The 12,793-nt window shown below is 69.0% G+C and carries 14 protein-coding genes; 9 read left to right on the top strand and 5 right to left on the bottom strand.

Features of this window, described 5'->3' with window-relative positions:
• Nucleotides 1–2: 2 nt before the first annotated feature.
• On the bottom strand, nt 3–422 hold the full coding sequence (locus ACSVDM_RS04630; protein ID WP_067641269.1) for a cupredoxin domain-containing protein: 420 nt from the start codon (nt 420–422) through the stop codon (nt 3–5).
• A gap of 72 nt (nt 423–494) precedes the next feature.
• Between ACSVDM_RS04630 and ACSVDM_RS04635 the strand changes: the two genes are divergently transcribed.
• The 7 genes from ACSVDM_RS04635 to tsaD all read left to right on the top strand — a co-directional run bounded on the left by ACSVDM_RS04635 (nt 495) and on the right by tsaD (nt 7,090).
• On the top strand, nt 495–1,937 hold the full coding sequence (locus ACSVDM_RS04635; RefSeq protein WP_439263068.1) for an NAD(P)H-hydrate dehydratase: 1,443 nt from the start codon (nt 495–497) through the stop codon (nt 1,935–1,937).
• A gap of 134 nt (nt 1,938–2,071) precedes the next feature.
• Entirely contained in the window at nt 2,072–3,199 is a 1,128-nt protein-coding gene (alr, locus tag ACSVDM_RS04640; RefSeq protein WP_439263070.1) for an alanine racemase, read from the top strand.
• Nucleotides 3,196–4,266 carry an alpha/beta fold hydrolase gene (locus ACSVDM_RS04645; protein ID WP_067491198.1) on the top strand — a complete coding sequence of 357 codons (1,071 nt, stop codon included), beginning with the start codon at nt 3,196–3,198 and terminating at the stop codon, nt 4,264–4,266. Before alr ends, ACSVDM_RS04645 begins: the two co-directional genes overlap by 4 nt.
• Nucleotides 4,259–4,714 (top strand): tRNA (adenosine(37)-N6)-threonylcarbamoyltransferase complex ATPase subunit type 1 TsaE, encoded by a 456-nt coding sequence (gene tsaE / locus ACSVDM_RS04650; protein ID WP_439263073.1) that lies wholly within the window; start codon nt 4,259–4,261, stop codon nt 4,712–4,714. Before ACSVDM_RS04645 ends, tsaE begins: the two co-directional genes overlap by 8 nt.
• 66 nt (nt 4,715–4,780) lie before the next feature.
• The gene (tsaB, locus tag ACSVDM_RS04655; RefSeq protein ID WP_439263075.1) at nt 4,781–5,470 is read left to right on the top strand and encodes a tRNA (adenosine(37)-N6)-threonylcarbamoyltransferase complex dimerization subunit type 1 TsaB; all 690 of its coding nucleotides are present in this window, start codon (nt 4,781–4,783) and stop codon (nt 5,468–5,470) included.
• Entirely contained in the window at nt 5,467–5,982 is a 516-nt protein-coding gene (rimI, locus tag ACSVDM_RS04660) for a ribosomal protein S18-alanine N-acetyltransferase (RefSeq protein WP_067490895.1), read from the top strand. Before tsaB ends, rimI begins: the two co-directional genes overlap by 4 nt.
• 64 nt (nt 5,983–6,046) lie before the next feature.
• On the top strand, nt 6,047–7,090 hold the full coding sequence (gene tsaD / locus ACSVDM_RS04665) for a tRNA (adenosine(37)-N6)-threonylcarbamoyltransferase complex transferase subunit TsaD (protein WP_067490893.1): 1,044 nt from the start codon (nt 6,047–6,049) through the stop codon (nt 7,088–7,090).
• A gap of 11 nt (nt 7,091–7,101) precedes the next feature.
• Here the strand turns inward: tsaD and ACSVDM_RS04670 are convergent, their stop codons facing one another.
• Nucleotides 7,102–8,598 carry an Hsp70 family protein gene (locus ACSVDM_RS04670; RefSeq protein ID WP_439263077.1) on the bottom strand — a complete coding sequence of 499 codons (1,497 nt, stop codon included), beginning with the start codon at nt 8,596–8,598 and terminating at the stop codon, nt 7,102–7,104.
• A 366-nt stretch (nt 8,599–8,964) separates the two neighbouring features.
• On the opposite strand from ACSVDM_RS04670, the gene groES reads away from it, so the two are divergent.
• Both groES and groL read left to right on the top strand, forming a co-directional pair.
• Entirely contained in the window at nt 8,965–9,264 is a 300-nt protein-coding gene (gene groES, locus ACSVDM_RS04675; RefSeq protein ID WP_067490891.1) for a co-chaperone GroES, read from the top strand.
• 78 nt (nt 9,265–9,342) lie between these two features.
• Nucleotides 9,343–10,956, top strand: coding sequence for a chaperonin GroEL (gene groL / locus ACSVDM_RS04680; protein ID WP_357147127.1), 1,614 nt, complete (start codon nt 9,343–9,345; stop codon nt 10,954–10,956).
• Between the two features lie 56 nt (nt 10,957–11,012).
• Here the strand turns inward: groL and ACSVDM_RS04685 are convergent, their stop codons facing one another.
• The 3 genes from ACSVDM_RS04685 to ACSVDM_RS04695 all read right to left on the bottom strand — a co-directional run bounded on the left by ACSVDM_RS04685 (nt 11,013) and on the right by ACSVDM_RS04695 (nt 12,314).
• A complete protein-coding gene (locus tag ACSVDM_RS04685) occupies nt 11,013–11,264 on the bottom strand; it encodes an RskA family anti-sigma factor (protein WP_067490887.1) in 252 nt (83 codons plus the stop codon).
• Nucleotide 11,265: 1 nt separating this feature from the next.
• The gene (locus ACSVDM_RS04690) at nt 11,266–11,883 is read right to left on the bottom strand and encodes a sigma-70 family RNA polymerase sigma factor (protein ID WP_210740784.1); all 618 of its coding nucleotides are present in this window, start codon (nt 11,881–11,883) and stop codon (nt 11,266–11,268) included.
• 137 nt (nt 11,884–12,020) lie between these two features.
• Nucleotides 12,021–12,314 (bottom strand): WhiB family transcriptional regulator, encoded by a 294-nt coding sequence (locus tag ACSVDM_RS04695; protein ID WP_022567299.1) that lies wholly within the window; start codon nt 12,312–12,314, stop codon nt 12,021–12,023.
• Nucleotides 12,315–12,793: the final 479 nt, after the last annotated feature.

Consider the following 12,793-nt stretch of genomic DNA (forward strand, 5'->3'; position numbering starts at 1 on the left):
ACCTATTCGACGGTGATCTGGCCGCGCATCTCGGGGTGTAGGGAGCACAAGTAGCGGTAGGTGCCGGGCTGGGTGAAGGTGTAGGACCATTCGCCCTTGTCGATGATGGGGCTGTTGATGCCCATCGCCTTGTCGCCGATGCCCTGCACGTTGTGTGGGGCCTTGTCGGAGAACTTCCAGGTGACGGTTTGGCCGACCTTGACGGTCGCCTGGGCCGGGCTGTACTTCATGTCGCTGACCTCGACCGTGAGGGCGGCGTCCACCTCGACGCTCGGGGTGGTCGTGGTGCTGACCGGGCGGGGTTTGCGGGTTGTGGTGGTGGCCGCGTTGTCCGCGTCGCCGGAGCAACCGGCGGCGAGCAGGGCGGCGACCACGGTGAATCCGGCGGCAACCCGTGCGGCGCGGTGACGAACCATCGACATGGTTGTGCAGCGTAGTCTGCGAACGATCGCGGGACGGTCGTGGCCCGCGCGGGCGCAGGCGGGAGGCGAACGATGGTTGCTCGGCGTGACTATTTCACCGTCGATCAGGTGCGGGCGGCCGAGGCGGAACTGTTCACCCGGGTACCCGACGGTGTGCCGATGCGGCGCGCGGCGTTCGGGTTGGCGCGGGTGGTCGCCGATGAATTGCGTTCGCGCACAGGGGGAGTGGTTGGCCGTTCCGTTGGTCTGCTGGTCGGATCCGGTGACAACGGCGGTGACGGGCTGTGGGCCGGTGCGATGCTGCGGCGACGAGGGGTGGCGGTGCAGGCGGTGCTGCTGAACCCGGAGCGCGCGCATGCGCAGGGGCTCAGTGCTTTTCGGCAGGCCGGTGGTCGAGTGGTCGATCGGCTGGGCGAGGTCGACGTGGTTGTCGACGCCATCGTCGGTATATCCGGCAAGGGGCCGTTGCGTCCCGCAGCCGCAGAAATGGTTGCTGCCGTGCGGGTTCCGATCATTTCCGCCGACCTGCCCAGCGGTGTCGACCCGGACACCGGGGCCATCGACGGGCCTGCCGTGCGCGCGGACGTGACGGTGACGTTCGGGGCGTACAAACCCGTCCATGCCCTGGCGCCCGCGAGCTGCGGACGAATCATCCTGGTGCCCATCGGTTTACATCTTCCCGATGCCACGCTGTCGCAACTCGATCCGGCCGAGGTCGGCGCCGAGTGGCCGGTACCCGGGCCGTTCGACGACAAGTACACCCAGGGCGTGACGGGCGTATGCGCGGGCAGCGCCGAATACCCGGGCGCCGGCGTGCTGTGTACCGGTGCGGCCGTGGCGGCGACCTCGGGAATGGTGCGGTACGCAGGCAGTGACACCGAGGTGGTGAAGCAACTCCCGGAAGTCGTTGCCGCACCGAGTATCCAGGAAACAGGCCGGGTACAGGCCTGGGTCTTCGGGCCTGGTGTCGGCACAGACAGGCGCGACGATCTCGCCCGGGTGCTCGCCACGGATCTCCCGGTGATCATCGACGCCGACGGCCTCACCATCCTCTCCCACGAACCCGACCTGGTACGCGGCAGACAGGCCCCGACCGTCCTCACACCGCACGCGGGCGAGTTCGCCCGGCTCACCGGTGCGAGCCCCGACCCCGACCGGCAGGCAGCGGTCCGCGTCCTGGCCGAGCAATGGGGCGTGACAGTGCTGCTGAAGGGCCGCGCCACCATCATCGCCACCCCCGGCGAACCAACCCTGGTGAACGACGCGGGCGGCTCCTGGGCCGCCACCGCAGGCTCCGGCGACGTCCTCGCCGGCATCATCGGTGCCCTCCTCGCGGCAGGCAAACCCCCCACCTGGGCAGCCGCGGCGGCAGCCCGAACCCACGCCCTGGCCGCCAACCTCGCCGCCCACGCAGGCGAAACCGCGGGCGCCCCCATCTCGGCCACCCCCCTCCACACCCACATCCGACCCGCCATCCGCCTCCTACGAGAACTGCCCCCAACAGCAACCAGCTGATCACGCAAGAACATGGGTAACTCCCCCACCACCTCCCAGCCCGTACGTATCCAACGCAAGCCCGACAACCAACGATCGAGCTACCGGACGCCCCGCTTAAGGCGCGGGGAGGCGGGGGAGGCAGGATCGGGAGGGTGAATGCGCAAGTGGAGACGGTCATCGACCTCGACGCCATTGCTCACAACGTGCGAGTGCTGCGTGGCTTCGCGCAGGGTGTCGCAGTGATGGTCGTGGTCAAGGCCGACGGGTACAACCACGGTGCCGTGCAGGTCGCGCGTGCCGCGCTGGGGGCGGGCGCGCGGGAACTCGGTGTTACCACGGTCGCCGAGGCACTGGAATTGCGGGCGGCGGGTATCGACGCCCCGATTCTGTGCTGGCTCAATACCATCGACGCCGACTACGGTGCGGCGATCGCGGCCGACGTGGAGATCGGGGTGTCCTCGCTCGAGCAGGTGCGGGTGGTCGAGCAGGCCGCGCGCAAGACCGGCCGCACCGCCACGATCTCGCTCAAGGTCGATACCGGACTGAACCGCAACGGCGTCTCGGCGACCGAGTATCCGCAGGTCCTGGCCGCCGTGCGCGCCCTCGTCGACGACCGCGTGCTGCGTTTGCGCGGGATCTTCTCCCACCTCGCGCACGCCGACGAACCGGGCAATCCCGCCATCGACCGGCAGCGGGAACGGTTCCTCGAGGCCGTCGCGCTGGCCAAGGAACACGGCCTGGAGCCGGAGCTGATCCACCTGTCGAATTCGGCGGCCACCCTCACCCGCCCCGACCTGCACTTCGACCTGGTCCGGCCGGGTATCGCGGTCTACGGGCTCTCACCGATCCCCGAGCTCGGCGACTTCGGATTGCGGCCCGCGATGACGCTGCAGGCCGAGGTCACCCTCGTCAAACGGGTGGCTGCCGGGGAAGGCGTGTCCTACGGGCACCGGTGGATCGCGCCACGCGACACCACCGTGGCCCTGGTACCCGCCGGATACGCCGACGGTGTTTTCCGTTCGCTCAGTGGGCGTTTCGAGGTGTGGCTCGGCGGCGCGCTGCACCGTAATGTCGGAAGGGTGTGCATGGACCAGTTCATGGTCGACCTGGGCGACAACGTCGGCAATGTGCGCGCGGGCGACCGGGCGGTGCTGTTCGGTGGCGGCGCGGGACACCCGCACGCCCTGGACTGGGCGCGGCTGCTCGACACCATCGACTACGAGATCGTGTGCTCACCACGCGGTCGCGCGGTCCGCCGTTACGTGGGGACCGGTCGATGAGGCGCCGTCAGGTGGTGCGCGGCGGCTTCGCCACCGCAGGCGTGCTCGGGGCGCTCGCCCTCGCCCACACGCTGCGCCGCATCGGCGCGCGGGTGCGCTGGCCCGCCGAACGCGACGAGTACCGCGACGAGAACTTCGCCCTGATCGATGAGGACGAGCCGGGTGAGGTCCGCGCCGACGACGGTGTGTCGCTGGCCACCCGTACCTACGGTGACGACACCGCCGAGGTGACGCTCGTCTTCGTCCACGGCTTCTGCAACAGCATGGACTCGTTCCATTTCCAGCGCCGCGACCTGGCCCAGCAGTGGGGCCCGCGGATCCGGATGGTGTTCTTCGACCAGCGCGGCCACGGCCGCTCCGGCACGCCGAGCACCGACAGCTGCACCATCGCCCAGCTCGGCCGCGACGTGGCGACCGTGATCCGCACTTGCGTGCCGAAGGGTCCGGTGGTGCTCGTCGGACATTCGCTCGGCGGGATGGCGGTGCTCGCGGCGGCCGCGCAGTTCCCCGAACTGTTCGCCACCAGGGTGGTCGGGGTCGCCCTGCTCAACACCGCCGCTGCCGAGGTCACCTCCACCGGCGTGCTGCAGCTGCTGCGGCATCCGGCGCTGGGCGTTTTCGGGCTGGCGGTGCGGTCGGCGCCCGCGCTGGTGCAGTTCGGGCGCTCGGCGAGCAAGCACGTGGTGACGCCGATCCTGCACGTCAGCTCGTTCCACGGGCCGGTGAGTCCCACACTGTCGCGATTCACCACCATGATGATCGACCGCACACCGGTCGCCACGGTCGAGAAGTTCCTGAAAACGATTGAGTTGCACGATGAATCGGCCGCGCTGCCGACACTGAACAAGCTGCCCGTGCTCGTCCTCGGCGGCGCGCACGACATGGTGATCCCGTTCGAGAACTCGCGCCTGCTCGCCGAGGCACTGCCCAACTGCGAGCTGGTGAAGATCGGTGAGGGAGCGCACATGCCGCACCTGCAGTTCCCCCAGGTGACCCTCGACGCACTCGACCGGCTGCTCGCCCGCGCGGGCGCCGAGAGCTTCGGCGGGGAGGCCGTCGGTGGCTGACCCACGCACCCGCGTCCTGCCGTCCGTCGACGACACCGAGGCGCTCGGCCGCGAACTCGCGCAGACACTTCGCCCCGGCGATCTGGTGGTGCTCGACGGCCCACTCGGCGCCGGCAAGACCGCCTTGACCAGGGGCATCGCCGTCGGCCTCGGTGTGCAGGGGCGGGTGAGCTCGCCGACGTTCATCATCGCGCGCGCCCACCGCGCCGGGCAGCGACCCGACGGCTCGCCCGGGGTGCCGATGGTCCACGTCGACGCCTACCGGCTCGCCGGTGACCTCGACGAGCTCGATTCCCTCGACCTCGACACCGACCTGAACCACGCGGTAGTGGTCGTGGAGTGGGGCAAGGGCGTGGTCGAACACCTCGCCGACCGGCACCTGCGCGTGCAATTGGTGCGGGAACCGGAATCCGATGTGCGCACGGCGATCTGGGAATGGATCGGCTGACGCGCGCGGACCCGATCCACCAGTGCGCGCCGGTCGCGGATACCACCCGGTATTGTTGAGACAATCATGCTCGTACTAGCAGTCGACACCGCGACACCTGCCGTTACAGCGGGATTGGTGCATCTGTCACCGGCCGACGACGCGGACTCCCGACCCGCCGTGGCCACCCTCGCCACCCGGGTGAAGGTCGACGCACGCGCCCACGCCGAGGTCCTCACCCCGCAGATCCTCGAATGCCTCGCCGAAGCCGGGGTGGCCCGCGCCGACCTCGACGCCGTCGTCGTCGGGATCGGGCCGGGCCCGTTCACCGGGCTGCGGGTGGGTATGGCCACCGCCGCCGCCTTCGGTGACGCGCTCGGCCTGCCCGTGCACGGCGTGTGCAGCCTCGACGCCATCGCCGCCGACAGCGCGGGCGAGCAACGCGAGGCCGGGGAACTGCTGGTGGTCACCGACGCGCGCCGACGCGAGGTCTACTGGGCGCGCTACCTCGACGGTGCGCGCGTGGCCGGGCCCGAGGTGTGCAAACCCGCCGAGGTACCGATGGGCGACGCCGTCGCCATCGCCGGGTCGGCCGCCCACGTCGACGACTTCGATCTGCCGGTGCTGCCGAACGAGACGCCGTCGCCGGGAGGCCTGGTCGCCGTCGCCGCACCCGCCCTGCTGGCCGGTGCGGCGCCCGAGCCGCTCGTGCCCCTGTACCTGCGTCGGCCCGACGCGGTGGAGAACAGCTTCCGCACCCTGGCGGGCGCCTCGTGACCTACCGCATCGCCCCGATGACCGTGCACGACATCGACCGCTGCGTCGAACTCGAACACCTGCTGTTCCCGGAGGACGATCCGTGGCAGGCGGTGTCGTTCCGGTCCGAACTGGCCGGGGCGCACAACCGCTACATCACCGCCCGCGACGAGAACGACACCATGGTCGGCTACGCGGGCATCGCGCTGCTCGGCGACAACGCCCATCCCGAGGCCGAGGTGCACACCATCGGGGTCGATCCGGAGTGTCATCGCGGTGGGATCGGCACGCTGCTGCTCGAGGCCCTGCTGGCGACGGCCGCCGAGCGCGGCGGCCCGGTGTTCCTCGAGGTCCGCACCGACAACGCGCCCGCGATCGCGCTCTACGCCAAGCACGGTTTCCACATCATCGGGTTGCGCAAGAACTACTACCACCCGAGTGGGGCGGACGCGTACACGATGCGGCGCCCGGAACTCACCGCCGCGGCCGACGAGTGGGCCGCGCGCGGTCGTCAGGACGAGGTGCTGTCGTGAACGGCGCACGCTGTGCCGCCGTATTCGCCTACCGGATCGGATCGACTGTGAGCGGGGTCGCGGCGTGATCGTCATGGGGATCGAGAGTTCGTGCGACGAAACGGGAGTCGGCATCGTGCGCCGTCACCCCGACGGGTCGGTCGAACTGCTCGCCGACGAGGTGGCCTCGAGTGTCGACCAGCACGCCCGTTTCGGCGGTGTGGTGCCCGAGATCGCCTCGCGCGCGCACCTCGAGGCGATCGTGCCCGCCATGCGCCGCGCGCTGGCAGCCGCCGGGATCAGCAAGCCGGACGCGCTCGCCGTCACCATCGGGCCCGGCCTCGCCGGTGCGCTGCTGGTAGGTGTCGCGGCCGCCAAGGCGTACGCGGCGGCCTGGGATGTGCCGTTCTACGCACTCAACCACCTCGGCGGGCACGTCGCGGTCGACACCCTCGAACACGGTCCGCTGCCGCCCGCGGTGGCGCTGCTCGTGTCGGGTGGGCACACGCATCTGCTGCAGGTGAGCGATCTCGGCTCGCCCATCACCGAAATGGGCAGTACCGTCGACGACGCCGCGGGCGAGGCCTTCGACAAGGTCGCCAGGCTGCTGGGCCTCGGTTATCCCGGTGGCCCCGCGCTGGACGCCATGGCGCAGGACGGTGACCCGCGCGCCATCGCCTTCCCGCGTGGCATGACCGGCCCGCGCGACGCCCGCTACGACTTCTCCTTCTCCGGCCTCAAAACCGCCGTCGCCCGATACGTGGAAGCCGCGCAGCGCCAGGGCATCACGCCCGAACAGTTGCCGATCCCGGATATCGCCGCGTCGTTCCAGGAGGCCGTGGCGGATGTGCTGACGATGAAGGCGGTGCGCGCGGCGACCGATGTCGGTGTCGACACGATCGTGCTCGGCGGCGGTGCCACGGCGAACTCGCGGATCCGCTCGCTGGCCGAGGAGCGCTGCGCCGCAGCCGGATTGACCCTGCGAGTGCCCAAGCCGCGGCTGTGCACGGACAACGGGGTGATGATCGCGGCCCTCGGCGCGCATGTGATCGCGGCGGGCGCCGAACCCGCCGAGCTGACGGTGGCGACGGACCCCGGGCTCCCGGTGTCGGTGAGCGCGCTGCGCTAGATCTGCTGGTTCTAGTCGACCGGGACGAGCGGGGTGACGCCTGTTGTCGGCGGAACCACGAGGCTGCCGCTGGCCGGTGCCTGGGTGGGTGAGGTGTTCGGGGTCGACGGACGCTGCTGGCCGCGACCGGATCCGCTGTTGATACCGCCCGGAGATTCGGGGTAGGGGATCTGCGGGAGGTTCGGGTCGGGGCGCAGGGTCGGTGCCGTGGTCGTGGGCGACGGGGACGGCGCGGGGGTGGTCGACGGTGTGGACGTCGGCGGTGTCGTGGTGGTCGGCTCCTGGGTGGGAGCGGGCGACTCGACGACCGGCGGGGCCACGGTGACCCCGGTGCGGTCGGTGCTCTCTCGATAGGTCGGTGTCGGTGCCGGAGGCACCACGGGTAACGGCGGCTGGCGCACGGTGCTGCTGGTGCCTGCGGGCGTCACATCGGGGGCATCCGGCGAGATGGTCCGCACGCCGTAACCGATCACCAGCCCGACCACGACCACCGCACCGGCCAGCGTGCCGATCACCTTGGCGAAGGTGCCGCTCGGCGCGTCACCGAGGGTTGCCACCTGTAGACCCGAGGGTGCCGCCGCGTCGGCGAGCAGGGCCGCGCCCTTGGCGATCACGGCCTCGGGATCCGGCACCGTGACCACCGGGACGTCCAGGCGCGCGTCGAGGGTGTCGATGACGCTGGGGATGTTCGCGCAGCCGCCGATCACCGCAACCGCCTCGGGGTACTTCGGTGCCCTGGTGAACACCGAAGCCGAGAACACCGCGATATTGCGCAGCAGCCCGCCGATGAGCTCCTCGAAATCGGAGCGCGTGAGTTTCAGCGGCTGCCCGGCCACATGGTCGATGGTGACGGCGGGCGCGACGGTGAGGTGTTCCTTGGCGGCGCGGCCGCGATTGGTGAGGGTCTGGCGGTTGGGCCTGGTCCCGCGCCGGGCGTAGTGCAGATCGACGAGGTGGTGGTAGATCAGCTCGTCGATGGCGTTGCCGCTGAGGGTCGGGGTGCGTTCGGTGTGCAGGACCGTACCGTCGGCCTGGTCGGCCACGGTGACGGTGAGGCCGGTGGCGCCGAGGTCGACCACGGCCACGGTCGAATACCGGTCGAGCAGACCGGTATTGCGCAGATAGGCGAGTGCGGCGGTGCCTTCGGGGACCAGGCGCAGATCGCGGTGGTGCGAACACGCGGCCCGGATGGCCTGGGCCTGCTCGCGGTTGCGGTAGGCGACGGCCACACTGGTCGGTGGGCGCGAGCGCGTGGCGACGGCACGGCGGTGCGCGCCGGTGGAGTAGCGTCCGAGCGGTTCGCCATCCAGCTCCACGTGTTGCTGGGACACGGGTAACTGGTTGGTCATCAGTTCGATCGACGACGACACGAGGTCGCCGAGGTCGGAGTGCGCGGCGTCGGCGGAGACGACGCGGTAGTCGAAGTTCTGTTCGCCGGATGGAGCGGTGGCGACCAGAGCCGAGCACACCACCTCGTTCCCGGCGGAAATGCCGAGGGATGTTCGCATGTTCACCTCCCTTCGAGCGGATGGTTCCAACGGAGGCCGACCATCTCGAATGGAACGATATGCATACTCTGTCACAGCCTGTTATGCGAACGTTACAGATTCAGTCGGTCGATGTGAAGATCACCATTACGCGCGGGCGTGTCGATAATGCGACATTGGCAGAACCCGACCTTGAGCGCTGGCACTCTCGCGTATAGAGTGCTAGTCGGCACTGTGTAGCTGTGCTTGTGCCATCGACGACTACTGGGCTCGGAGTCCCGGCACCCGCGACGACGGGGCCTGCGCGCAGGGTCGCATGCTGAACCGAACCCGGTCCGGGGCAACAGTTCCGGACAACCGAATTCCCCTGAAAGTGGAGGGCTCAACGTGGCGAGCGTGAACATCAAGCCGCTCGAGGACAAGATCCTCGTCCAGGCCAACGAGGCCGAGACGACGACGGCCTCCGGCCTGGTCATCCCGGACACGGCCAAGGAGAAGCCGCAGGAGGGCACCGTCATCGCCGTCGGCGAGGGCCGGATCACCGAAAAGGGTGACCGCATCCCCGTCGATGTCAAGGAAGGCGACGTCGTCATCTACAGCAAGTACGGCGGCACCGAGATCAAGTACCAGGGCGAGGAATACCTCATCCTCTCGGCGCGCGACATCCTGGCCGTCGTCACCAAGTAAGGCCGACGCCGCACCAGCGTTCCGCCCCGGCGTCTTCGTGACCCCGGGGCGGAATGCGTTAAACACAGGAGCTTTTAGATGCCCAAGCAGATCCGGTTCGACGAGCAGGCTCGTCGGGCACTGGAACGCGGTGTGGACAAGCTGGCCGACGCCGTCAAGGTCACCCTCGGCCCGCGTGGCCGCCACGTGGTCCTTGCCAAGGCCTTCGGTGGCCCCACCGTGACCAACGACGGTGTCACCATCGCGCGTGACATCGACCTCGAGGACCCCTTCGAGAACCTCGGCGCCCAGCTCGTCAAGAGCGTCGCCACCAAGACCAACGACGTCGCGGGCGACGGCACCACCACCGCCACCGTGCTGGCCCAGGCGTTCGTGCGCGCCGGCCTGAAGAACGTCGCCGCCGGCGCCAACCCCATCACGCTCGGCCAGGGCATCGCGCTCGCCGCCGAGAAGGTGTCCGAGGTGCTGCTCGCCGCGGCCACCCCGGTCGAGGGTGCCCAGGCCATCGCCCAGGTCGCCACCGTCTCCTCGCGTGACGAGGAGATCGGCGAGATGGTCGGCAAGGCGCTCACCACCGTCGGCAAGGACGGCGTGGTCACCGTCGAGGAGTCCTCGACCACGCAGACCGAACTCGTCGTCACCGAGGGTGTGCAGTTCGACAAGGGCTACCTCTCGCCCTACTTCCAGACCGACCCCGAGACCCAGCAGGCCGTGCTGGAGGACACCTACGTCCTGCTGCACCGCGACAAGATCAGCTCGCTGCCCGACCTGCTTCCGGTGCTCGAGAAGATCGCCGAGTCCGGCAAGGGCGTGCTGATCGTGGCCGAGGACGTCGACGGCGAAGCGCTGTCGACCCTGGTGGTCAACTCGATCCGCAAGACCATCAAGGCCGTCGCGGTGAAGGCGCCGTTCTTCGGTGACCGCCGCAAGGCGTTCCTCGACGACCTCGCCGTCGTCACCGGTGGCACCGTGATCAACCCCGATCTCGGCGTCACCCTGCGCGAGGCCACCCTCGAGCAGCTCGGCCAGGCGCGTCGCGTCGTCGTCACCAAGGACGAGACCGTCCTCATCGACGGTGCGGGCACCGAGGCCGACATCGCGGCCCGCAGCGCGCAGCTGCGCCGCGAGATCGAGGCCACCGACTCCGACTGGGACCGCGAGAAGCTCGAAGAGCGCCTCGCCAAGCTGGCCGGTGGCGTCGCGGTGATCAAGGTCGGCGCGGCCACCGAGACCGCGCTCAAGGAGCGCAAGTACCGCGTCGACGACGCGGTCGCCGCCGCCAAGGCCGCGGTCGAGGAGGGCATCGTCCCCGGTGGTGGTTCGGCGCTGGTCCAGGCCGCCGCCGCGCTGGTGGAGCTGCGTGACTCGCTGACCGGCGACAAGGCCGTCGGCGTCGAGGTGGTCCGCAAGGGCCTCGAGGCGCCGCTGTTCTGGATCGCCACCAACGCGGGCCTCGACGGCGCCGTGGTGGTCAGCAAGGTGGCCGAGGGCAAGGAAGGCTTCAACGCCGCCACCCTCACCTACGGCGACCTGCTCACCGACGGTGTCGTCGACCCGGTCAAGGTCACCCGTTCGGCCGTGGTGAACGCCGCGTCCGTCGCCCGGATGATCCTGACCACCGAGAGCGCCATCGTGGAGAAGCCGGCCGAAGAGGCCGACGACCACGGGCACGGTCACGGTCACGCGCACTGACCTGACATGACGAAGGCCCCCTGACCGTTGCGGTCCGGGGGCCTTTCGTTGTGCGCCTAGCTGGCTACGGGTGGTTCTTCGGCCTCGATCGCGGCCAGTAGCCGAGCGCGCAGAGACGGGGGTGGTGGGGTGGCGGTGAGTTCCGAGAGTTCGGTGAGAGCCGCGCGGGTGGCGCGGATCTCGTGCAGAAACTCGGTACACAGGGTGGGGTCTTCGGTATCGATGATGGTCTGGATCGCGTGATGGTCTTCGTCGTCGATCAATCCGAGCGCGACGGTGTGCGCGAGATCGATCTGGGCGTCGTTCATCTCACGTCACCCCCAAACTTTTCTTCAGTCGTGTCAATCCGTCCCGAATACGGGACTTAACGGTCGGTAATCCGATGCCGAGGTGCTGAGCTACCTCCGCATACGTCCGCCCGCCGTAGTAGGCGAGCGAGATCGCCTCGCGCTGGGTCTCGGTCAATGTCGAGAGCCCGCGCCGGACGGCCTGCTGTTCGAGTCTGCGTTCCACCTCCTCCGTGACCTCGTCGAATTCGTGACCGAGTACCCGGATCCCGTACGCGACCTCGCGCTGGGTGTGGGCTTGCTCGGCACGAACCCGGTCGACCGCGCGGCGGTGGGCCAGCGTCATCAGCCAGGTCACCGCCGACCCCTTGGCGGGGTCGAAACTCGTTGCGGTGCGCCAGATCTGAAGGTAGACCTCCTGCGTCGTCTCCTCGGCGTACCCGGGGTCGTGGAGCACCCGCAGGATCAGGCCGAAGACGCGGGCACAGGTCCGGTCGTACAGTTCGGCAAAGGCTTGCTGGTCGGCAAGGCCGCATCGTTCCAACAGTGCAGCTAGCTCGACTCCTTCGGCCGCGCGTGCGGTAACCGCAGAATCCACGCTCGGTGGGAAGGCTTCGCTTCGGAACCCATTCTGTGTCATCGGTCACGAATGTAGCCCGAGGCTATGACACCCCTGCGAGCGGGGTGCCTCGAATCGGGTGCCAGCTGTTTGCTAGGAATTCGGCGCCCCACGCAGGATGGATGGGAACGGATTTGCGGAGGGTTCCGCGAAGGGCTCTAGACCGCCATGCGCCGCCGGTTGCGGCGGGCGTGCATCTCGCGTTCGGTCTCGGACATGCCACCCCAGATGCCGTAGGGCTCGCTGACCTTGAGGGCGTGGGTGCGGCACTGCATGAGCACGGGGCAGGCCCGGCAGATCTCCTTGGCGCGCATCTCGCGGGCGGTGCGGGCGCGGCCACGTTCGCCGTCGGGGTGGAAGAAGACGGCCGAGTCCTGGCCGCGGCACGAGCCACGCATCTGCCAATCCCAGACGTCGGCGTTCGGACCGGGGAGGTGGGTGGGCATGGGCATGGTGAACTCCTTGTGGTGCGAGCTCGTCAGCGTTGTCGAGCGAGTGGTGCGGCAGGTCAACGCGGCCCCTCGGTTGAGTGGCCGGCTCGACGGTGCCTGACGGTGCCGAGTGGATGGTCGCTGCAATTTCGCGCGGCGCCGTCCCCGGCGATGAGCTACGTTAGGGCTCGGCGGGAAATTCCGTCAATAGTTCCGCGCATTGGTTCAGCAAATCATCAACGCTGAAATTTAACCTGCGAACTGTTTACATTTCACTCCCCGTCCGTCCATACTGTTCGGTTGGCTATGGATGGGTCGAGTTGGTCTGTGGAAGCACACGGCTATTTTCCCTGGTGACAGCCTTTTCGATGCGTTTCGAGTGCTCGATGCCCCGCTCAGCGCGGTGTGCCGGGTCACAGTGGCTCCCGCGACCGTAACCTCGGACATGGCGCAAAGAGGGCCCTCAGGTTAATTGCGAGAAACGCATGTGAATTCGAGAC

It is taken from the genome of Nocardia sp. JW2, from assembly GCF_051843015.1.
GTDB classification, from domain to species: domain Bacteria; phylum Actinomycetota; class Actinomycetes; order Mycobacteriales; family Mycobacteriaceae; genus Nocardia; species Nocardia coubleae.

Bases quoted from the DNA above. Each gene is read 5' to 3' on its own strand.
- ACSVDM_RS04630 (WP_067641269.1), bottom strand. From the start codon at position 422: ATGTCGATGGTTCGTCACCGCGCCGCACGGGTTGCCGCCGGATTCACC.
- ACSVDM_RS04635 (WP_439263068.1), top strand. From the start codon at position 495: ATGGTTGCTCGGCGTGACTATTTCACCGTCGATCAGGTGCGGGCGGCC.
- ACSVDM_RS04645 (WP_067491198.1), top strand. From the start codon at position 3,196: ATGAGGCGCCGTCAGGTGGTGCGCGGCGGCTTCGCCACCGCAGGCGTG.
- tsaB (WP_439263075.1), top strand. From the start codon at position 4,781: ATGCTCGTACTAGCAGTCGACACCGCGACACCTGCCGTTACAGCGGGA.
- ACSVDM_RS04670 (WP_439263077.1), bottom strand. From the start codon at position 8,598: ATGCGAACATCCCTCGGCATTTCCGCCGGGAACGAGGTGGTGTGCTCG.
- groL (WP_357147127.1), top strand. From the start codon at position 9,343: ATGCCCAAGCAGATCCGGTTCGACGAGCAGGCTCGTCGGGCACTGGAA.
- ACSVDM_RS04685 (WP_067490887.1), bottom strand. From the start codon at position 11,264: ATGAACGACGCCCAGATCGATCTCGCGCACACCGTCGCGCTCGGATTG.
- ACSVDM_RS04690 (WP_210740784.1), bottom strand. From the start codon at position 11,883: ATGACACAGAATGGGTTCCGAAGCGAAGCCTTCCCACCGAGCGTGGAT.
- ACSVDM_RS04695 (WP_022567299.1), bottom strand. From the start codon at position 12,314: ATGCCCATGCCCACCCACCTCCCCGGTCCGAACGCCGACGTCTGGGAT.